This window comes from Ruegeria sp. 6PALISEP08 (genome assembly GCF_001238295.1).
In the GTDB taxonomy this organism is placed as follows: Bacteria; Pseudomonadota; Alphaproteobacteria; order Rhodobacterales; family Rhodobacteraceae; genus Ruegeria.
The window spans coordinates 1-20,697 of the sequence record NZ_LGXZ01000011.1; the positions used below are offsets into that span (position 1 = coordinate 1).

The 20,697-nt window shown below is 58.9% G+C and carries 21 protein-coding genes; 10 read left to right on the forward strand and 11 right to left on the reverse strand.

The annotated features are described in order from the left end of the window. Positions 1 to 264: 264 nt before the first annotated feature. Positions 265 to 1,458 (reverse strand): Zn-dependent hydrolase, encoded by a 1,194-nt coding sequence (locus tag ALB80_RS15705; protein ID WP_050605043.1) that lies wholly within the window; start codon positions 1,456 to 1,458, stop codon positions 265 to 267. A 135-nt stretch (positions 1,459 to 1,593) separates the two neighbouring features. On the opposite strand from ALB80_RS15705, the gene ALB80_RS15710 reads away from it, so the two are divergent. Genes ALB80_RS15710 through ALB80_RS15725 form a run of 4 tightly spaced genes read left to right on the forward strand, consistent with a single transcriptional unit; the run spans position 1,594 to position 5,093 of the window. Continuing rightward, positions 1,594 to 2,244 carry a histidine phosphatase family protein gene (locus tag ALB80_RS15710; protein ID WP_050605044.1) on the forward strand — a complete coding sequence of 217 codons (651 nt, stop codon included), beginning with the start codon at positions 1,594 to 1,596 and terminating at the stop codon, positions 2,242 to 2,244. A gap of 18 nt (positions 2,245 to 2,262) precedes the next feature. Continuing rightward, on the forward strand, positions 2,263 to 2,877 hold the full coding sequence (locus ALB80_RS15715) for a glutathione S-transferase family protein (protein WP_050605045.1): 615 nt from the start codon (positions 2,263 to 2,265) through the stop codon (positions 2,875 to 2,877). Between the two features lie 14 nt (positions 2,878 to 2,891). Beyond that, positions 2,892 to 3,947 carry a saccharopine dehydrogenase gene (locus ALB80_RS15720; protein WP_050605046.1) on the forward strand — a complete coding sequence of 352 codons (1,056 nt, stop codon included), beginning with the start codon at positions 2,892 to 2,894 and terminating at the stop codon, positions 3,945 to 3,947. Positions 3,948 to 3,950: 3 nt separating this feature from the next. Beyond that, the gene (locus ALB80_RS15725) at positions 3,951 to 5,093 is read left to right on the forward strand and encodes a saccharopine dehydrogenase family protein (RefSeq protein ID WP_050605047.1); all 1,143 of its coding nucleotides are present in this window, start codon (positions 3,951 to 3,953) and stop codon (positions 5,091 to 5,093) included. Between the two features lie 85 nt (positions 5,094 to 5,178). Here ALB80_RS15725 and ALB80_RS22430 read toward each other — a convergent pair whose 3' ends face one another. The 4 genes from ALB80_RS22430 to ALB80_RS15745 form a co-directional block, all read right to left on the reverse strand. After that, complete coding sequence (locus ALB80_RS22430) at positions 5,179 to 5,382, reverse strand: DUF1127 domain-containing protein (RefSeq protein ID WP_050605048.1); 204 nt, start codon at positions 5,380 to 5,382, stop codon at positions 5,179 to 5,181. Between the two features lie 58 nt (positions 5,383 to 5,440). Continuing rightward, positions 5,441 to 5,668 (reverse strand): DUF1127 domain-containing protein, encoded by a 228-nt coding sequence (locus tag ALB80_RS15735; protein WP_050605049.1) that lies wholly within the window; start codon positions 5,666 to 5,668, stop codon positions 5,441 to 5,443. A 239-nt stretch (positions 5,669 to 5,907) separates the two neighbouring features. Further along, positions 5,908 to 6,225: a DUF3775 domain-containing protein gene (locus ALB80_RS15740; protein ID WP_050605050.1), complete on the reverse strand. Its 318-nt coding sequence runs from the start codon at positions 6,223 to 6,225 to the stop codon at positions 5,908 to 5,910. An 85-nt stretch (positions 6,226 to 6,310) separates the two neighbouring features. Beyond that, a complete protein-coding gene (locus ALB80_RS15745) occupies positions 6,311 to 7,084 on the reverse strand; it encodes a DUF1365 domain-containing protein (RefSeq protein WP_050605051.1) in 774 nt (257 codons plus the stop codon). Positions 7,085 to 7,230: 146 nt separating this feature from the next. On the opposite strand from ALB80_RS15745, the gene ALB80_RS15750 reads away from it, so the two are divergent. From ALB80_RS15750 to ALB80_RS15760, 3 genes are read left to right on the forward strand one after another with little or no spacing between them, the layout of a single operon-like run. Further along, positions 7,231 to 7,887, forward strand: coding sequence for a sigma-70 family RNA polymerase sigma factor (locus ALB80_RS15750; RefSeq protein ID WP_050605052.1), 657 nt, complete (start codon positions 7,231 to 7,233; stop codon positions 7,885 to 7,887). 10 nt (positions 7,888 to 7,897) lie between these two features. Continuing rightward, on the forward strand, positions 7,898 to 8,548 hold the full coding sequence (locus ALB80_RS15755; RefSeq protein ID WP_050605053.1) for a ChrR family anti-sigma-E factor: 651 nt from the start codon (positions 7,898 to 7,900) through the stop codon (positions 8,546 to 8,548). 46 nt (positions 8,549 to 8,594) lie between these two features. Further along, positions 8,595 to 8,999 (forward strand): hypothetical protein, encoded by a 405-nt coding sequence (locus tag ALB80_RS15760; RefSeq protein WP_050605054.1) that lies wholly within the window; start codon positions 8,595 to 8,597, stop codon positions 8,997 to 8,999. A 2-nt stretch (positions 9,000 to 9,001) separates the two neighbouring features. On the opposite strand, the gene ALB80_RS15765 is transcribed toward ALB80_RS15760, so the two are convergent. From ALB80_RS15765 to ALB80_RS15790, 6 genes are all read right to left on the reverse strand, one after another. Continuing rightward, on the reverse strand, positions 9,002 to 10,231 hold the full coding sequence (locus ALB80_RS15765; RefSeq protein ID WP_050605055.1) for a DNA recombination protein RmuC: 1,230 nt from the start codon (positions 10,229 to 10,231) through the stop codon (positions 9,002 to 9,004). Between the two features lie 57 nt (positions 10,232 to 10,288). Continuing rightward, a complete protein-coding gene (mutL, locus tag ALB80_RS15770) occupies positions 10,289 to 12,151 on the reverse strand; it encodes a DNA mismatch repair endonuclease MutL (RefSeq protein WP_050605056.1) in 1,863 nt (620 codons plus the stop codon). Positions 12,152 to 12,413: 262 nt separating this feature from the next. Next, positions 12,414 to 13,343, reverse strand: coding sequence for a metal ABC transporter permease (locus tag ALB80_RS15775; protein WP_050605057.1), 930 nt, complete (start codon positions 13,341 to 13,343; stop codon positions 12,414 to 12,416). Then, positions 13,340 to 14,545 (reverse strand): metal ABC transporter permease, encoded by a 1,206-nt coding sequence (locus tag ALB80_RS15780; RefSeq protein WP_050605058.1) that lies wholly within the window; start codon positions 14,543 to 14,545, stop codon positions 13,340 to 13,342. Before ALB80_RS15780 ends, ALB80_RS15775 begins: the two co-directional genes overlap by 4 nt. A gap of 3 nt (positions 14,546 to 14,548) precedes the next feature. Continuing rightward, entirely contained in the window at positions 14,549 to 15,352 is an 804-nt protein-coding gene (locus ALB80_RS15785) for a metal ABC transporter ATP-binding protein (RefSeq protein ID WP_050605059.1), read from the reverse strand. A gap of 3 nt (positions 15,353 to 15,355) precedes the next feature. Next, a complete protein-coding gene (locus ALB80_RS15790) occupies positions 15,356 to 16,309 on the reverse strand; it encodes a metal ABC transporter solute-binding protein, Zn/Mn family (RefSeq protein ID WP_050605060.1) in 954 nt (317 codons plus the stop codon). Between the two features lie 200 nt (positions 16,310 to 16,509). Between ALB80_RS15790 and deoC the strand changes: the two genes are divergently transcribed. The 3 genes from deoC to ALB80_RS15805 are packed head-to-tail and all read left to right on the forward strand — an operon-like array spanning position 16,510 to position 20,686. Beyond that, positions 16,510 to 17,508, forward strand: a complete 999-nt coding sequence (deoC, locus tag ALB80_RS15795; protein ID WP_050605061.1) for a deoxyribose-phosphate aldolase — start codon at positions 16,510 to 16,512, stop codon at positions 17,506 to 17,508. Between the two features lie 11 nt (positions 17,509 to 17,519). Then, positions 17,520 to 19,853, forward strand: a complete 2,334-nt coding sequence (locus ALB80_RS15800; RefSeq protein WP_050605062.1) for an aldehyde dehydrogenase family protein — start codon at positions 17,520 to 17,522, stop codon at positions 19,851 to 19,853. 23 nt (positions 19,854 to 19,876) lie between these two features. Further along, a complete protein-coding gene (locus tag ALB80_RS15805; RefSeq protein WP_050605063.1) occupies positions 19,877 to 20,686 on the forward strand; it encodes an SDR family oxidoreductase in 810 nt (269 codons plus the stop codon). The last annotated feature ends 11 nt before the right edge of the window (positions 20,687 to 20,697 follow it).

The window sequence follows — 20,697 nt, forward strand, 5'->3', positions numbered from 1 at the left end:
TTTTCGTACCTGTGGGTTGACGCATCCCCGTCAGTCTGCCCCAAGCTGCGCGGATTGCAACGATTCCAGACAGTTTACACCCGTCACACCGGCTTTGGACAGCACTGCATACGGAGGTATGCATATAAATGTTCCTATAGGAAACTTTTTTCCCTTAAGCAACACGCCTTGTTCGAACCCTAAAACCCCGGAAATGTTTCCGCTGTTTTGCTCCAGCCTACTTGGCCGCAAGGATCAGAAAAATCAGTATTTTGCCTTCTCCTTTTACCATTGCCCCCCAAGCACCTGAACGGCGGTGTCGAGCACGTTCAGTCCGGCAAGCAGATCGCTTTCTGCGGTGTCTTCGGCGAAATCGTGGCTGATTCCGTTGATCGAAGGCACAAACAACATTGCAACCGGCATCAGGCGCGACACGTTTGTTGCATCATGCAACGCGCCCGAAGGCATCCGGCGCCATTTCCCCGGAGCGACCTGTTGCGCGCCGCTTTCCAAGGCTTCCCGCAGTGTCCGGTCCATGGCAACAGGCTCCAGCCCCAGCATCGGGCCGTAATCCAGCGCCATCCCCTGTTCATCGGCAACCTCCAAAGCTGTCGCGCGAATGATCTCTTCCATCCGGACCAGCCGGTCCGCATCGCCATCGCGCCATTGCATCGAAAACCGAACCCGCCCCGGAACGATGGACGAAGCATTGGGATGCACGTCAACACGCCCGATGGTCCAGACGGTCTGAGGCGTCACCACATTGCGGAAACGGTCATTGAGACGCGTGTTGAAAAGGGACAGTGCCTGAAACGCATCGCGGCGCAGGTGCATCGGTGTTGTGCCTGCGTGGTTCTGCTGACCCTCAAAAGTAATCGACATGTCGCGGATGCCGACAATATCGGTAACAACGCCGATCTGCTCACCCGCCGCGTCCAGGGAAGGGCCTTGTTCGATATGCATCTCAACAAAGCCGCTGAACCGGGAAGGGTCCACAAAGTCACCGGACATCCCGGACATTGAGGCACGGGCGGCACCAAAGCTGACACCCGCGCCATCCGTCAGCCCATCCGCCTGATCCAACGGCAGGCCACCGGACCACACGGCAGAGCCAGTGGTCACACCAAACCGCCCTTCTTCGTCCTGAAAGCTGACGACCGAGATGGGCCGGTCACTGAAGCGCGCGATCTCCAACGCGGCAATGACACCCAGCGCGCCATCCAGCCAGCCGCCTTCGGGCTGGCTGTCGGAATGCGATCCCATCAGCAACGAAGGGCCTTCGGCCAACCCGAACAGATTTCCGACCGGATCGAAATGTGGTGTCAGCCCGGCGTCAGACATGCGTTCTGCAAGCCATTTGCGCGCAGCAATATCCGCTTCTGAGTATGCCGGTCGGATCACGCCCTTGCCGACACCCGAGGCCCCAAATTCGCGTAACTTATGCAAATCTGCCAAGAACCGCGTGTGATTGACCGACATGACATCCTCCGAGTTTTCCTTGGGCAGACCATAGCCACAAACCGGACCACAGCGAGGATTTTTTCAATGGTACATGAAACCCCTCTGGTCCCGGGGTGGAACCTGCCCTAAGACGTCTGCGCAAGAGGGACTGACATGTCACATATTACATTGGTGCGTCACGGACAGGCCAACACCGCAGCGCGCGACGAAGTAAGTTATGACAGGCTTAGCGAGTTGGGGCATCAGCAAGCCCGCTGGCTGGGCGCGCATCTTCGTGACACCCGCAGCCACTATCCCCGCGTCTTTTGCGGCACTCTGACTCGCCATGCCGAAACAGCCGCCAGCATGGGGTTGGTCAATCCGGTGCAAGATGCCCGGCTCAATGAGATTGAGTATTTCACGCTTGCGCAACTGTTCGAAGAACAGCACGGTGTTGCGATCCCAACGGATCGCGAGGGCTTTGTCGAGCATCTGCCAAAGACATTTACAGCGTGGGCCAGTGGGGAAATCGAGGACACGCCCGAATCCTTTGACGAATTCGAAACACGCGTCCGCGACGCGCTGCACGAGATCGGGACCGCAGGCGGACCGGCCATCGTGGTGACATCAGGCGCGCTGATCTCGATGGTGGTGCGGCAGGCAATGGGGCTGGACATCCCGTCCATGGCGCGGGTGGCCCTTGCCATCATGAACACGTCAATGCATCGTCTGCACCCGATTGGGGCTCAGCTAAGCCCGGTTCTGTTCAACGCCGTTCCGCATCTGGAAGCACCCGACCGGCAGTTCGCGCAGACACACCTGTAATTTGATCGGAGACCTCTGATGCAGCTTTACTATGCCCCCCGCACCATCTCGGTCGCTGTTGCGATTACCCTGGAAGAGGCAGGACTTGAGTATGAAGCGATCATGCTTGATTTTGCCGGGGGCGAGCAGACGAAATCTGCCTACAGGCAGATCAACCCAAAGGGCCGCGTTCCGGCGCTGGTTGTTGATGGCGGCATCCTGACCGAAACCGGAGCGTTGCTGGAGTATATCGCGGCCAAAGCACCTGAAGCCGGGCTGGTGCCCGCTGATCCGGTCATGGCCGCGCGGATGCGCGAGGTGATGTTCTACCTGGCCTCGACCATGCATGTGAACCATGCCCACAAGATGCGGGGCCACCGCTGGGCCGACAAGAAATCCAGCTGGAAGGACATGAAAGACAAGGTGGCGCAGACGATGACTGCGTCCTGTGACTATATCTGTTCAAACGGGTTGCGTGGTCCGTTTGTGCTGGGTGAGGCGTTCTCGCTGGCAGATGCCTACCTTTATGTGGTTTGCAGTTGGCTGGAAGGTGACGGTGTCGATGTCACGACCTTCCCCAAAATTCTCGCCTTCCGCGAAGCGATGGAGGCACGACCCTCGGTTCAGGCGGTCCGTGCCGCCGGAATGCTCTGACAAAAGGAAATACGATGACACATCTCTGGGTCCGGGCAGAACAGCGCCCGAACGAGGAACGGGTTGGGTTGACCCCTGAAGGCGCCGCAGCGCTGATCGCGGCTGGCATCCGCGTGACGGTCGAGGAAAGCCATGTCCGTGCCATTCCGATTGACCGCTACAAGGACGCAGGCTGCGAGATCGCAGCTGAAAACTCCTGGCCCGAAGCCCCGCTGGACGCGATCATCTTCGGTCTCAAGGAACTGCCCGAGGACGGCACGCCCCTGCCCCATCGCCACATCATGTTCGGCCATGCCTACAAGGGCCAGCATTCTGGTCGCGCGCTGTTGGAACGGTTCAAAGCCGGGGGCGGTACGCTGTATGATCTGGAATATCTGGTGGATGAAGACGGCCGCCGGGTTGCCGCCTTTGGCTATTGGGCCGGGTATGCCGGAGCGGCAGTTACCCTGAAAGCATGGGCCGCGCAGCAGCGGGGCGAGGTATGCCCGCCCGTAGGTGTCTACGCGGGCAAGGACGCGCTGAATGACGATCTGCTGGCTGAACTGGACGCCACCGGAACCGCCCGACCGCGCGCCATCGTCATCGGGGCGTTGGGCCGCGTTGGCACTGGCGCTGCCGATTTGTGCGAAGCGATGGGCGTCGCTGTCACCAAATGGGATATGGCCGAAACTTCCAGCGGTGGACCTTTCCCGGAGATCCTGGACCACGATCTGTTCCTGAATTGCATTTTCGCGCGCCCCGGTACGCCTGTTTTTGTCCCGCAAGAGGCCCTGACCGCCCCGCGCAACCTGACCGCCATTGGTGACGTGGCCTGCGACCCGGACAGTGATTACAACCCGGTGCCGGTCTATGACCGCGCAACCACATGGGACGCACCTGCCCTGCGCGTCGCGAATGATCCGGTGATGGACGTGATGGCCATCGACAATCTGCCGTCGATGCTGCCGGTCGAAAGTTCGGAAGACTATGCCGCACAACTGCTGCCTTCTTTGTTGACATTGAATGATCTGGACAGCGGTGTCTGGGGTCGGGCAGAAGCAACCTGCAATACCCATATCGAAGGACTCTGAACGATGACGATTCACTGGTGTGGCACCGGCCTGTCGGCCATTCCCGGCCTGCGCCGCCTGATCGAGGGCGGGCACAAGGTCACAGTCTGGAACCGAACCATCGAAAAGGCCAAGGCCGAGGTCGGAGATCTGACCGACGATATCCGAGCCTTCGACATTGATTCACTTGGCGCGGTGCTTGGAAAAGGCGACGTGATCGTCTCGATGCTACCGGGCGACTGGCATGTTCCACTGGCAGAACTGGCGATCTCGAAACAGGCCAACTTCGTCTCGTCATCGTACATCGCTCCCGAGATGCGTGCACTGGACGACAAGGCGCGCGAAGCCGGTGTGGTTCTGGTCAACGAAGTCGGGCTGGACCCGGGCATCGACCACCTGATGGCCCATGCGCTGGTCGACGACTATCGTGCTTCAGATGCATTTGACCCGGAAAACCACCTAAGCTTTATCTCATACTGCGGTGGTATCCCGAAAACCTCAAACCCCTTCCGCTACAAATTCAGCTGGTCGCCTTTGGGTGTTCTGAAAGCATTGCGTTCGCCTTCGAAATCCATTCGTGACTATGCTCCGCTGGACGTTGCCCGCCCGTGGGACGCGATCAGCAGCTATGTTGCACCGCTTCCGACCCCGGAAAGCTTCGAAGTCTACCCGAACCGCGACTCGATCCCGTTCAAGGCGCAATACCATTTCGAGGATCATTGGCCGGTCAAGGAATTCGTCCGCGGCACCCTGCGCCTGAACGGCTGGGCCGATGCATGGTCGGATGTGTTCGCCGAGATTGAAACCCTGTCGGGGCCTGAAGGCGATGCACGTTTGAAAGAGATGTCGGATCAGTTCTGGGACGAAAACGCCTATGAAGAAGGCGAACCTGACCGGGTTGTGCTGTGCGTTGGCCTGAAGGCCGAGAAGGACGGCATCGAGGTTTGGAACAAAACCTATGTCATGGACGCGTGGGGTGATGCGCGTGGCACCGCGATGGCGCGTCTGGTGTCTATCCCCGTCTCACTGGCTATTGAGGCCGTCCTGAACCGCGCGATTCCGGCCGGGGTTCACGCAGCACCCAGCGACCCGAAGCTTGTGCAGGATTGGATGGGTGAGATCGATAAACTGGCGCAACATTTGCAGATCGTCGAACACCTGAACTAGTGGAAAGAAGAAAGCCATCCCAGGTTTGCTGGAATGGCTTTCATTGTTCTTCTTTAGGCATGTCTAGCTTTCCCTATTCGGGCCTTCAGATGTACCGCTCAATCGTGTCTTCGATATCGCAGCGATTGATGCCAAGCTCTGACAATTGATGATCGTTCAAAGCGTTCAGATGCTGGGCCGCGCGGACAATGTCAGGGCTGATCGCTCGGATGCGCATGGCACGGTCGAACAGCAGCAATGCGCTGGCCGCCGGGGCCGGTTGATTGATGGGCGGGATAACGTCAAACATACTGATAACCTCACTGACTGGTTCATTTGGGTAACTTGAAATCCGGCTGAGTTTGGTATCACTGCCGGTAAGGCTTGTTGTAATAAACACTCTCATACGCGCGCCGTTTGATCTGGTCCCGCTGGATACCGATATCGGCAAGTTGCTGGTCGTCCAGCCTTTCGAGATCGCGCACAGTTTTTGCAACAATCCGGCGACGGAAGTGTTCGACCTTTCCATCGGCGTATTTCGAAAACAGGCCGTCAAAAAGGCCGTTCCGGGTGTCTGCTGTCTGGGTATGTACCATGTCTTTGTCCTCCTGAATTTGATGTGTATTGTCTTCCTGACATCAAATTTGGGAACGCTGCCTTAACGTTATCAAAGCGCTTCATTAAGGTTTGTTTAGATAGGTTCGGAGGAAGCGCGCGGTGGATCAGATCCGCCGAAGCGTATCTGCTAAATGCATCCGCAACACGCATCTTAATCAATGATTAAAATCAGATGGCGGGCGAACCGCCACCCATGGCACTTGGTCGACGAGGTGAATTACATCAGGTCGTTCTCAACATCCTCAGCCGAGATGCCCAACGCATCCAGTCCGTTCTCAAGGTGGTCCGACAGATGCGGGGTGCCGATCAGGTAGTCGGCGCAGGGGGTCGAGGCTTCGGACTTGGCGGTTGCGATGGCTTCGGCCAGGTCTTCAGCGAAAAAGCTTTCGCGGCCGATCCACATGATGGCGACCAGCTCGGCCTGCTCGTCTTCGCCCATACGGCCGATGAACGCCCGCAGCTCACCCTCGGCCCGGTTCAGTTCACGGCCCATCATGGCCACTTGGGCAACTTTCCTTGCCGAAATTTCCAACATGTCCTCAGCTCCTGTTGTTCGCGGTTGTCATGCCATCACAACCATCGAAGAGGACCTGAGTCTTTGATCTTAAGCAAACCAGCGATCAGTCCCGCGCTCGGGATATCGGTTGTTCTGGTACAGGCTCGGATCGAAACGGGCGGAAGGATGCCTTTTTCACCCACAGTTTCAACGCCTGCCAAACGATCAGCGCAAAGGTCCGCCGGGCCCCAAATGGACGCCGAAGCAAAGACCACAGGATCAAACGATTTGTCAGTGGCTGGCGCGGTCCGGTCAGTGTGGCGATCAGCCCACCGTCGGGCCGTGTATAGTCGATCCAGATACCGACCCTGTCCACGCGAAAATCGAACCGGAACGTATAGGTGCCTTCGATCTTCTGGAACGGAGAGACATGCATCAGCTTATCGGCCACCACCCGGTCTGATGGCTCGATGGCTGCAAAACCAGGCTTGTGGCACAGATAGCTGTGTCGCGTCCCAAAGGTGTTCGTCACCTCGGCTACAACGGCGTAGAATTGGCCGTTGTCGTCAAAACAGAACCAGAAGCTCACCGGGTTGAAGACATGCCCCAGAACCCTTGGCTGAGTCAGCAACATGATGTGCGCCGGTTGCGGCACTGCCATCTTGTCAAAGCGGGCACGCAACCACGCGGCACCTTCACCTTTACCGGGCGCGCCACCATGATCGCTCGTGCGCCAGTTGGCGACATTTGCGCGGTCACGTGAAAATAGCAGCGGCGTATTCAGCTGTGCCTCAGGGTCGAACAAAATGTAATCGATCGAATACCGAAACGCATTTTCGATCCCGCCCTTGCGCCCGTGATAGGTGTGGCCAGCGATATGATCTATCTCTTTTGCCATTGTTTGTTTTCAGACCTGCCCATAACTGCCTAAAACAGCATCGTTTTCTGTCCAATGCATACATTTATAGTACGGAATTTGGCGCAGGTTGGATCATAATGTCCTGATAAAGTGATCCGGCTTGGGGTGCGGCCCGTAATGTGGTTATGTTTACCGAGATCAATACTGCGACCTTGGACGAACCTGCGGTTGACACAGCCGCCCCTCAGCCTTGGCGCGCGAAGAAACGCATCAAGGGTAGACAGGTGAACGGAACAAAAGACAGTTGCGACGCCAGATCCGAGTGGGTGGAACACGTCAAACGCATCCGGGATGCGCAGGACCAGTCGGCCTTTGCCGAGTTGTTCCAGCACTTCGCGCCACGAATCAAGGGGTTCCTGATGAAGTCAGGGTCTGATGCCACCATGGCCGAAGAATGCGCGCAAGAGGTGATGGCAACCTTGTGGCACAAGGCCCATCTGTTCGATCCAACACGGGCCACCGTGGCCACGTGGGTGTTCACAATTGCTCGGAACAAGCGCATCGACGTGCTGCGCAAGCAACGCCGCCCCGAACCCGAGGAACTGGGATGGGGACCCGAGGCCGAGCCTGACCAGGAAGACGTCATCGCGCTGCAACAGGAAACCGCGCAGCTGCGCACCGCCATGCTGGCGTTGCCGGAAGCGCAGAGAGAGCTGATCGAGAAGGCGTATTTCGGAGATATGAGCCACGGGGAAATTGCGTCACAGACCGGGTTGCCCCTGGGCACGATCAAATCACGTATAAGGCTGGCGCTGGACCGCTTGCGCCATGCAATGAACTGAGATGAGTGAGATGAGCAAGTCGATTAAACATCACCTGACAGATGACCTGCTGATGGCTTATGCTGCGGGGAATTTGCCCGAGGCGTTCGATCTAATGGTCGCGACCCATCTGTCCCTGTGTAACCATTGCCGCGCACGGGCCGAGAGCTTTGACGCCGTTGGTGGGCAAGTTCTGGACGATCAAGCAGGTTTAGTCGCCATTTCTGATGCTTCTTTGGCGGCAACCATGGCCTTGATAGCTCAGGGCGCACCGACCCCCAAACCCGCGCGCGCCGGCTGCTCCGTTTTGCCAACCCCCTTGCAGGACTACGTGGGTGGAACCGTCGCAGACATTCGCTGGAAATCGATTGGCATGGGCGTGAAGCAGGCCATCCTGCCGACCACCAAAGAGGCCACAGCGCGATTGTTGTTCATTCCAGCCGGCGCGGCGGTCCCGGACCACGGTCATCAGGGCAAGGAACTGACAATGGTACTGCAAGGCGCGTTTTCGGACGAGGTTGATCACTTCGCTCGCGGTGATGTTGAAATCGCTGACGAGAACCTGGAACACTCACCCGTCGCTGATATCTCGGAAGACTGCATTTGTCTTGCGGTCACGGATGCGCCGCTGAAGTTCAGCAAGCTCATGCCGCGCCTGTTCCAGCCCTTCCTACGCATCTGACCTGCTGGTGATTTCCACCTCAGGCCCGACTTGAAAGGACACAGACATGACAGGAAAACTACTTTTGTCGACCCTTTTGCTGGGCGTTGCAGCTGGCGCATCAGCCCAAATGAGGGCTGAGGTACAGTTTGAGTCCGGCAATTATGGCACCATGGTCAGCGGGACTGTCACTGGCGATGAATATTTCGACTATGTGCTGGGCGCCAAAGCCGGACAGGAGATGTTGGCCGACCTTCAGGTCAGTGACACCAATGGAAACGGCGTCATTTACTTCAATATCCTGCCACCGGGAAGCGACGGCGTTGCGATCTATAATGGATCGATTAACGGCAATACGGCCCGGATCAACTTGCCAGACGAAGGAGATTACACGATCCGCGTCTACCTGATGGGCAATGACAGGGACACAGGCAAAACCGTGGGGTACAATCTGGACCTGTCGATCCAGTGATTTCAGCCTTCGTGACGCGCCAAAGGCACAACGTCTGACGCGGCATCAGGTGCGATTTCCTCGAAATCAAAATTGTCCAGACGTTGCGCCCGTCGGCCAGCTTTTTCCGCACTGATCTTGATTTCCGAGATATCCTTGGCCGCCTGTCCAAAATGGCGGTCCAGATTGGTCACACGATCCCCCAGACGATCCACATCCTTGTGCAGCAACCCCAGTTCTTTGCGGATCGCACCGGCCTGTTCGCGCATGCGCGCATCCTTCAGGATCGCGCGCATCGTGTTCAGCGTCGCCATGCAGGTGGTGGGTGAAACGATCCAGACGCGCTTGGCAAAACTCTCCTGAACCAGCTCAGGGAACTTGGCGTGAAGTTCAGCATAAACGGCCTCGGACGGCAGGAACATCAGCGCACCATCGGCGGTTTCACCGTCCAGGATGTACTTCTCGGCAATGTCGGTGATGTGTTTGCGGACCGTACTGCGGAACATCTGCAAGGCCGCTTTCAGCTCAGCGTCATTGGTCGCACCTATTAATGCCTCATACGCCTCCAACGGGAATTTGCTGTCGATCACGATGGGGCCCGGCGGGTTCGGCAGATGGATCAGACAATCCGCACGACGCCCGTTGGACAGCGTGGCCTGCAACTTGAAACTGTCCCGGGGCAGTGCCTTTGAGACAATGTCAGTCAGCTGAATTTCCCCAAACGCACCGCGCGTCTGCTTGTTTGACAGGATATCCTGCAGGCTGAGAACATCGCCAGACAGTTTGGTGATATTGTCCTGCGCTTTGTCGATCGCGGCCAGACGCTCCTGCAATTGGGTCAAGGATGTCGCGGTCTGTTTCGATGACCCATGCAGAGATTCTTTCATCCTCTCCTGCATCTCGGCCAGCGCACGTGCAGACTTCATGGCGTTATCAGCCAGCCGGTCATTCATCTGCTGCTGGACCGAGGACAGACGCGCCTCGACCGTTTGGATCACCTGCACCTGCGCATTGGCCTGCGTGTCCGAGACATGCTGCAAGCCACCTCGCATTTGCTCTTGCCCCTGCCCCAATTGCTGCACATGCTGGCCCAGATGCGCCATTTGCCGCGCCAGAGGTTCCGCCATCCGGGCCGAGCGATTGGCTGCCCGTAAAGACAGGAACAAAAGCAGCAGGATCAGCAGGACAACCCCGCCGGCGGTCAGAAGAACCGGGTCGTTCAGTGGGATCTGGGTGCCTGCAATCTGGATCATGTCAGTCTTTATGTTCTCGTTTTGTTTCTATCTTCTTAATAGGTTCTGAACGACGGATCAACTGCGTCCGAACAACCTTTCGATATCGCTGAGCTTCAACTCCACATAGGTCGGGCGACCGTGGTTGCATTGACCTGAATGCGGTGTCGCCTCCATCTCGCGCAGCAGGGCGTTCATTTCTTCGGCGCGCATCCGGCGGCCGGATCGGATGGAACCGTGGCAGGCCACCCGGCTGAGGATCGCCTCGATCTTTGCCTGAACCATCTGGCTTTCGCCCTGATCGGCCAGTTCGTCGAGGATATCGAGGATCATCGCGCGGGCATCGACCTCACCCAGAATGGCTGGGGTTTCACGCACAGCGACAGCTCCGCCACCAAAAGGCTCAACCGTCAGGCTAAAGCGCGTCAAATCATCCGCAACGGCCATCAGACGTGCGCAGTCACTTTCCGACAGTTCCACGATTTCAGGGATCAGAAGCGCCTGCGCCGCGACGCCGTTATTGGCCATCTGAGTTTTGAGTTTCTCATAGACCAACCGTTCATGTGCGGCGTGCTGGTCCACAATCACCATACCGTCGGCGGTTTGCGCGATAATGTAATTCTCGTGCACCTGCCCCCGCGCGGCCCCTAAAGGCAAGTCCTGCGGTTGGGAGTCTTGTGCTTCCACTACCGGGGTAATTGGGGTCGGTTCGACAATGCTGCCGCTGTAATCTTGGGCCAGTTCAGCAAAGCCCGGAGACTGCGCCCGATAGGCCGCCTGCCGCGCAGCGGGCGAAGGTCGGTCCATCTGATACACCCGCGCCGGGGTCGGTTGCGCCGGTTCCGGCCGCATCGCGCCCAGGGTCGCGTTGGCCACGGTCGAGGACGCCCGATGTCCAGCCTCGGCCAGTGCATGGCGCAGGCTGGACACGATCAAGCCCCGTGCAACGCCGGGGTCGCGGAACCGAACCTCGGATTTGGCGGGATGAACGTTCACATCCACCAGCGTCGGGTCACAGTCGATAAACAAAGCCGCCGCCGGATGACGATCGCGGCTGAGGAAGTCGAAATATGCGGCCCTCAAAGCGCCGGTCAGCATCTTGTCGCGCACGGGGCGGCCATTGACGAACAGATACTGTGCGACTGCTGCGCCACGCGAGTAAGTCGGCAAGGCAGCATAGCCATAAAGCCGGATGCCCTCACGTGTGGCGTCGATCCGCAGAGCGTTTTCGGCAAATTCACGCCCGATCACGCAGGCCAGACGGGCGTGGAGCGCGTCGAACAGATCTCCGTTCTCGCGATCCGCACGGAAAGTGACACGGCCCTCGCCACCGCCCGACACATCGCGCAGGGTGAAGGTCACGGAAGGTTCGGCCATCGCCAACCGTTTCACTGTGTCGCTGATGGCCTGTGCCTCGGCCCGGTCGGTGCGCATGAACTTCAGCCGGGCCGGTGTGGCGAAGAACAGATCGCGCAGCTCGACCACTGTGCCTGTGCGTAGGGCGGCGGGTTTGACGGCGCCCATCCTGCCGCCCGCAACGTGGATCTGCGCCGCATCCATGCCCGGCACGCGGCTGGTGATGGTCAGGCGCCCGACCGCGCCCAAAGAGGGCAGCGCCTCACCCCGAAAACCAAAGGTGTGGATGTTCAGCAAGTCTGACCCGTCGATCTTTGACGTGGCATGGCGGGACAAAGCCAGCGGCAGATCATCGGGCGAGATACCGCAACCATCATCCGTGACACGGATCAGGGTCTTGCCTCCATCTGCAATATCGATGGCAATCCGCGTGGCCCCTGCGTCAATAGCGTTCTCGACCAGTTCCTTCACAGCAGAGGCCGGACGTTCCACCACCTCACCGGCGGCAATCCTGTTGATTGCAGCATCGTCCAGCTGTCGGATCACCGGGCGGCTTTCGCCGATATTGGGGTTTGATTGCGCCATACCGCTAGACCTAGCACAATCGCACACGATTCTGCCACTGGTTTGCGCAGGTTTTCTGATCAGAAAAAAGGTGTCCGGGGGGCCGTGAACGGCTTTGCCTTCAGGTCCACCCGGACGCACCAAGTGAGTGGTGTGAGTCAGTTAATGAATAGTGGGCGTGTAACATGTGCCTGCCCAATAATCTTCTTAAGATTAACCTTTTGGGCATCTGGGCAGAGATTGGCCGACGACGCACGGGCAGGTGTGGCAGGAACATGCCGGATCACGCAGATGTGTGCGCCCCGATACGCGCTCGGCAGGGTCCGAACATAGCGGCTGCGGCAAGTATCAAACCGGACATCGTGGCAATCATGCCCGCCGCGCTGACTGCATCCGACCCGCCCAGCCATAAAGGGCCGTAGCCTGCCAGCACATAGCCCGACACTGCCGAGGCTGTGGCGAACACAATACTCCAGGCAATCTGCGCCTCGAGCCGGTTGGTCAACATTCTGGCCGCAGCCGGAGGGCAGATGAACATGGCGATCACGATGATCGAGCCTACTGCGTCGAATGCGGCCACCGCCGCGATGGCCGCGGTAATAACCAGTGCCATGCCCAAGGCACCCGTTCGAATCCCGATCGTGCGCGCAAAGCCTTCATCGAAGGTGGAAATCTTCAGCGGTCGCCAGAACAGCCAGGTGAACACAGACACACCCACCAGCGTCAGAGCAATCCGGGACAGTTCAGGCGGCAGACCTGCAAGGGCTTCGACATCCAGCAATGATCCCCAGCCGGTTGCATCCAGCCAGATCAGGCTTTCAAGGTTGCCATAAAGCGCATGTTCCACGTCCAGATGCACAGTCGAGGTGTCCGTCTGCTCAAGCAGCAAAACACCCGCCGCAAACATCGTGGTAAAGACAACGCCCATGGCTGCACCGGGTTCGATCTGACCCAGTCGGCGAATGGCCTCGATCAGAACCACAGCTACAATTGCAGCGCCCGCAGCACCCAGCATCATCGGCCAGGTCGATATTGCCCCGGTCAGCAGGAACGCCACAACAATACCCGGAAGCACCACATGGCTGATCGCGTCCCCGATCAGCGCCTGTTTGCGCAGCACCAGAAAATTGCCGGGCAAGGCGCAAGCAATGGCCGCAAATGTGCCAATCAGCAGCGGCGTCAGCGACAGCGGTACAAACTCCTCACCACTCATGCCGGTACCCCCTGCGGTCCGCCAATTTGACGGTCGATTTCAGCGATCTGATCATGGGTCATGACGGTTTCGATATCCCGCATCCCGTCATACAGCGCAGCCGTCGCCTCATGCGCCTGATCCCCGCGCACGATCTCCCAGCGTTTTTCGTCGCGCAGCGCCTTGCCGGCCCGCGCCTTGCCGGTGTCAGTGGCGACCCCGTCTGGCCGGACCAGACCCGCACGGCGCAGCAAGCGCAGCGTGAGCGGTTCGTAGATCTTCTGCCCCTGCGCCAGTGCCAACAGACCCTGACGGATGTGCACCCGGCGTTGAAAGCGTAAATGCCGCAAGACCGCCGCCAGCACCCCCCGCTTTGGGGCGCAGAACAGGGACAGGACAAAAAACGCAAAGCTGACCAGAACGATGATCGGGCCTGTCGGCAAGTTGGGGGCAGAAGCGGAAATAGCAGCGCCGATGTATCCGGCCAGACCTCCGGCAAGACCGGCAAGCAGGACAACGTGCTCCGAACGCTCCGACCAGAACCGCGCCGTGACCGCCGGGATGATCAGCAGAGCCACAATCAGAATCAAGCCTACGATTTTCAGGCCGACCACAGTGACAGCCATGACCAACCCCATCATCGCAAGGTCGATGCGATGGATTGGCAAGCCACGGGCCGCAGCATATTCCGGGTCAAAGGCAACAAGAGTCATGGGACGGCGCAGGATCAGAACCAGCAGCAGCGTCGCCGCGCCACCGATGGCAATGATCATCGCATCCGCCCACAGCATTCCGGCGGTCGAGCCCAACAAGAAGCCCTCCAACCCCGCCTGACGCCCTACACCCATGGTCTGGATGATTGTCAAAAGCACGATACCAAAACCGAAGAAGACGGATAGGATCGCGCCGATCGCTGCGTCTTCGGCCAGTCGGGTGCGGCGCGTCAGCCAATTCATGCAAAGAAGCCCAACCCAGGCCGAAATCGCTGACCCTGCCAGCAAGCCCAACAGGTTGCGCCCATCCCCACCCAGCGCGACCAAAACCATGAAAGCCAGACAGACGCCCGGCAGGGTTGCGTGGCTGATTGCATCGCTGACCAAAGCGCGCTTGCGCAGGAACAGGAACGTCCCCGTCACACCCGCCGATACACCCAGCAAAGTCGCACCAATGGCGACCAGCGTGGCGTTATAGCCAAGCTGCAGGGTCAGAGCGTCCCAAATCATGTGTTATCCCAGTGCGCGCGAAATCTGATCAATCTGCGCGGTTGCCAGCCGCCCTCCATAAGCGGATTGCAACGTTTCCGCAGTGAAAGCCTCGGACACCGGCCCTTCGGCCACTTTGCGGGTATTGATCAGGAAAACGTGGTCGAAGTAATCGGTCACGGTCGCCAGATCGTGATGCACCACCACAACTGTTTTGCCCGCGTCTTTCAGGGATTTCAGCACCGCAATAATGGCCTTCTCGGTGGCGGCGTCCACCCCGGCGAAAGGTTCATCCAGAAGGTACAGATCCGCCCCTTGCGCCAAAGCGCGGGCCAGAAATACCCTCTGCTGCTGGCCACCGGACAATTGCCCGATCTGACGATCCGCGAAGTCCCGCATTCCGACACGGTTCAGACAGTCCATCGCGCACGCCTTGTGACGGGCGCGGACGCGCCCCAGAAGCCCAAGCTCACGCGACAGGCCCATCAGGATCACGTCAATCACACGCGTTGGGAAATCCCAATCTACGCTGGCCCGCTGCGGGACATAGGCAATGCGCGCACGCTGCTTGTCCAATGGCTGACCAAAAACGATTACCTGACCTGACAGAGGCGAAACGATACCAAGCGCCGCCTTGAGCAAAGTGGACTTCCCAGCCCCGTTCGGTCCGATGATCGCAGTCATCGCACCGGGCTGGACGGTCATATCAACCGAAAAGACCGCAGGCTTTTGCCCGTATGATACTGTCAGTCCGCGCACAGCAAGGGGGCTGTCTTCCAACCTTTGCGCCTCAACTGTCACGCCTTCATTGCTGATCAGGTCCAACATCAATCAAAATCCCGCCGACAGTTTTCCGTCCATGCCACGACCCGGCACATCGCCACCCAAAGCACCAGCAATGACAGTGATGTTATGGTCCAGCATTCCGACATAGGTACCTTCATAAGTACCCTCTTCACCCATGGCATCCGAGAACAGCTCGCCCCCGACTTTCACGTCATGCCCCTTGGCAGCCGCACCTTCGATCAGCGCGCGGATCGAACGATCCGAGACCGAGCTTTCAACGAAGACAGCCGTGACCTGACGGTCAACCAGCAAATCTACCAGTTCACCGATCCGGTTCAGACCAGCCTCGGACTGGGTCGAGATTCCCTGAATGCCCAGAACCTCGAACCCGAAGCTTTCGCCAAAATAACCAAAGGCGTCGTGGGCGGTGATCAGAACCTTGCTGCTTTCCGGAACGGAAGACAACGCGTTGTTGGCATACGTTGCCAGACGATCGATATCAGCCAGATGGGCCTTTGCATTTGCTGCAAAAACCTCGGCCGCTTCGGGGCGTGCTTCAGTCAATGCAGTCTGGATTTCCAGTACAACATCACGCCACAACTTGGGTGTCATCCAGACATGTGGATCAAACTTGTCGGCGTAATCATCATGCGCACGCAGTTTGGATTTATCGACCCCTTCAGCAACTGCGACCACGGTCCGTTTGCGCCCCAGATCATGGAAGAAATGTTCCATCTGCGCTTCCAGATACAGACCGTGCCACAGGATCAGATCCGCGCGGGTCATGGCCGCGATGTCACTGCGGGTCTGGCGATAGGCATGCGGGTCCACGCCGGGGCCCATCAGCCCTTTGACCTCAACCTGATCGCCACCGACCTGACGCGCCGCATCCGCGATCATGCCCGTCGTGGCAACCACTTTGAGCGGTGCCTCGGCCCAAGCTGCCAGTGGCAGTGAAACCGCCAGCACCAATGTGCAAAGAAAACTCCGACGAATCATCTTAGACCTCAATTTCGCGTCCTGATTAGGATAAATATGAGAACCACTCGCAACCAAGTCAACGCTAATGCGAATTATTCGCAAGAAAGTCATGCTTATTTGTCCATTTGGTCAAAAATTTCCCAATCAAACCCTCTCAACACCTTCCATTCCACGGCCTACCATGCGATTTTGTCGCAAACCTCCCAAAGGACGTGACTATGGATACGCAGAGCTCAGAAAGCCCCGTGCGCACCGCGCATCTGCCGCAAGTGACTGAACCCCGGAATCCCGGCATGGAACTGGATCTGGATTGGGTCCGCGCTGTTCAGGCCAACACTTCCGCGATTGAACGTCGGGCAGCCACCCTGCCCGGGCGTCGGTCAGTGAAAAAAGAGTATCAGGCTGCGTGGCTGCTGAAGGCGATCACGATGATTGACCTGACCACCTTGTCCGGCGATGACACCGTGGGTCGCGTGCGCCGTCTGTGCGCCAAGGCGCGCCAGCCCGTTGCGCCTTCAGTCCTCCAAACGCTGGAAATGCCGCCGATCACCACGGGCGCCGTCTGTGTCTATCACGACATGATCGAAACCGCCGTGAACGCGCTGAAAGGCACCGGCATTCCGGTTGCTGCTGTCTCGACAGGTTTCCCGGCGGGCCTGTCCCCTTTCCACCTGCGCGTGGCAGAGATCGAAGAAAGCGTGAAAGCCGGTGCAGAAGAGATCGACATCGTGATCTCGCGCCGTCATGTGCTGTCGGGCGATTGGCAGGCGCTGTATGAAGAGATGAAGGCTTTCCGCGTGGCCTGCGGCGATGCCCATGTCAAAGCCATCCTTGCGACCGGTGAACTGGGCAGCCTGCGCAACGTCGCGCGCGCCTCGCTGGTCTGCATGATGGCGGGGGCGGATTTCATAAAAACCTCGACCGGCAAGGAAAACGTCAACGCCACCCTGCCTGTCTCACTGGTCATGATCCGCGCCATCCGCGACTACTATGATCGCACCGGATATCGCGTAGGGTACAAGCCTGCGGGTGGCATTTCGAAAGCCAAGGATGCGCTGGTCTATCTGTCGCTGATCAAGGACGAGCTGGGCGACCGTTGGCTGGAGCCGGACCTGTTCCGCTTTGGTGCGTCATCGCTGCTGGGCGACATCGAGCGGCAGTTGGAACACTATGTCACCGGGACCTACTCGGCTGGCTACCGTCACTCCATGGGCTGAGGACAAGAACAATGACAGTCAAAGAGATTTTCGAGACCATGGATTACGGCCCCGCCCCCGAAAGCGTTGCCGAGGCGCTGGCCTGGCTGGTCGATCAGGGTGACAAGTTCGGTCACTATATCGATGGCGCCTTCACCAAGCCCGGTAAAGGCTTCGACAGCCGCAACCCAGCTAATGGCGAAGTGCTTGCCAAGCTGACACAGGCGAAACAGGCCGACGTAGACGCTGCCGTTGGCGCTGCGCGACAAGCACAGCCAAAATGGGAGAAGCTGGGCGGCGCAGGCCGCGCACGGTATCTCTATGCCATTGCGCGCCTGCTGCAGAAGCATTCGCGTCTGTTCGCGGTGTTGGAGAGCATGGACAACGGGAAACCGATCCGCGAGTCGCGCGATATCGACATTCCGCTGGCACAGCGCCACTTCTACTATCACGCAGGTATGGCGCAGTTGATGGAAAGCGAACTGCCGGACACGCAGGCCTTGGGCGTATGCGGCCAGATCATCCCATGGAACTTCCCGCTGCTGATGTTGGCTTGGAAGATCGCGCCTGCTCTGGCGATGGGTAACACGGTGGTACTGAAACCAGCCGAGTATACATCGCTGACCGCACTGCTGTTTGCCGATATCTGTTCGCAGGCCGGTCTGCCGAAGGGCGTGGTCAACATCGTCACCGGGGACGGTGCGGTGGGTGAGATGATCGTGAACGCGGACGTGGACAAGATCGCCTTCACCGGCTCGACCGTTGTGGGCCGCCGTATCCGCGAGGCAACCGCCGGTTCCGGCAAAGCACTGACCTTGGAGCTGGGTGGTAAATCCGCCTACATCGTGTTCGACGACGCCGATATTGACAGTGCCATCGAAGGACTGGTGGACGCGATCTGGTTCAATCAGGGTCAGGTCTGCTGTGCTGGTTCCCGTCTGTTGGTTCAGGAAGGTATCGCTGATCGCTTCCACGAGAAACTGCGCGCCCGGATGGACGGCTTGCGCATCGGTGATCCGCTGGACAAATGTATCGACGTGGGCGCGGTCGTTGACCCGGTCCAGTTGCAGACCATCAAGGGCATGGTCGAAAGCAACACGGCTGGCCACGTGCATCAGGCGGCCTGCCAGCTACCCGAAAATGGCTGCTACTATCCGCCGACGCTTATCTCTGGCCTCGAAACCTCTGACCCGCTGATGCAGGAGGAGATCTTTGGCCCGGTTCTGGTGTCCTCGACATTCCGTACGCCTGCTGAAGCGGTCGAACTGGCCAACAACACCCGTTACGGGTTGGCCGCGACCGTCTGGACCGAGAATGTGAACCTCGCGCTGGATATCGCGCCCAAACTGGTTGCGGGCGTGGTCTGGGTCAATGCGACCAACCTGTTCGACGCCGCCGCCGGTTTCGGCGGTGTACGCGAGAGTGGCTTTGGCAGAGAAGGCGGTTGGGAAGGTCTGGCCGCCTATACCAAGCCCAAAGGCAAGGCAAAACCGCTGTCGAAGGTCGATGCAAGCATGGGCGAAGGTGCTCCGGTCGACCCGATTGACCGCACCGCCAAGATGTATGTCGGTGGCAAACAGGCGCGGCCTGATGGTGGATATTCGAAGCCTGTCTGGGGCAAATCCGGCCTGCTGGGTCACGTTGGGCTGGCTAACCGGAAAGACGTACGCAACGCTGTTGAGGCTGCTGCAGGTGCCAAAGGCTGGTCCAGGACCACCGGCCACCTGCGGGCCCAGATCCTGTATTACATCGGCGAAAACCTCTCGGCGCGTGCTGATGAATTCGCGGCTCGGATCGACGCGATGACTGGCAAGAAGGACGGCGTGAAAGAGGTCGAAGCCTCGATCCAGCGCCTGTTCACCGCCGCCGCCTGGGCCGACAAATATGACGGTCAGGTCCATGGCGTTCCGATCCGGGGTGTCGCGATTGCGATGAAAGAACCGGTTGGCGTGATCGGTGCCCTCTGTGCCGATGAAGCGCCCCTGTTGGGACTGGTTTCAGCCATGGCGCCTGCGATTGCGATGGGCAACCGGACGGTTTTGGTTTCCTCGGAACCCTATCCGCTGGCAGCGACGGACTTCTACCAGATCCTTGAGACCTCTGACGTCCCCGCAGGCGTGGTCAACATCCTGACCGGCAGTCATGCGGAACTGGCGAAACCGCTGGCCTCGCACCTGAACGTGGATGCGGTCTGGTCATTTTCGTCCACTGACCTGTCGAAAGAGATCGAAGCGGTCTCGGCCGGGAACTTGAAACGGACCTGGGTCAATAACGCGACGACATTTGACTGGAGCATGGACCAATCGCGCCGCTTCCTGCAGGCTGCGACCGAAGTGAAGAACATCTGGGTGCCCTACGGCGAGTAGGGCTCCCGCCACGGGAGGCCTACATGGATTTTTCAGGAAAAACCGTCATTGTCATTGGCGGAACCAGCGGTATCAATCGCGGCATTGCCGAGGCCTTTGCGGCCTCGGGCGCTAAACTGGCGGTCGCAAGCCGGTCGCAGGAAAAGGTCGATGATACCGTCACCGCACTGAAACAAGCGGGCGCACAAGACGCGATCGGCGCGGCGTTTGATGTGCGTGACCCGGATGCTGTAACCGATGGATTGAAGCAGTTTCACGACGCCTTCGGTGATTTCGACGTGCTGATCTCAGGCGCTGCAGGCAACTTCCCGGCACTGGCAGCTGAGATGTCGGTGAATGCGTTCAAGACAGTAATCGATATCGACCTGATGGGCACCATCCACGTGATGAAAGGGGCCTACCCCTACCTGAAACGTCCCGGTGCCAGCATCATCAACATCTCCGCCCCGCAATCTTATCTGCCCTATGAGGGCCAAGCCCATGTCTGCGCCGCCAAGGCAGGCGTCGATCAGATCACCCGCACGCTGTCGATGGAATGGGGGGTCGAGGGCATCCGAGTGAACTCTGTCGTGCCGGGGTTCATCGAAGGCACCGAGGGTGCGAAACGTCTGGCCCCCACCCCAGATGCCGGAGAAGCGTTGCGCCGCGACGTGCCTTTGGGCCGCTGGGGTCAGCCGCAGGACGTGGCCAATGCCTGCCTGTTTCTTAGCTCGAATTTGGCCAGCTATATCAGCGGCACGGTTCTGGCCGTGGATGGCGCGCTGTATCAGCGCGGCTCAGGCAAATTCGGCCAGATGATGGGGGACATGCTGCGCAGTATGAAAAAAGGGTGAGCCACGCTCAC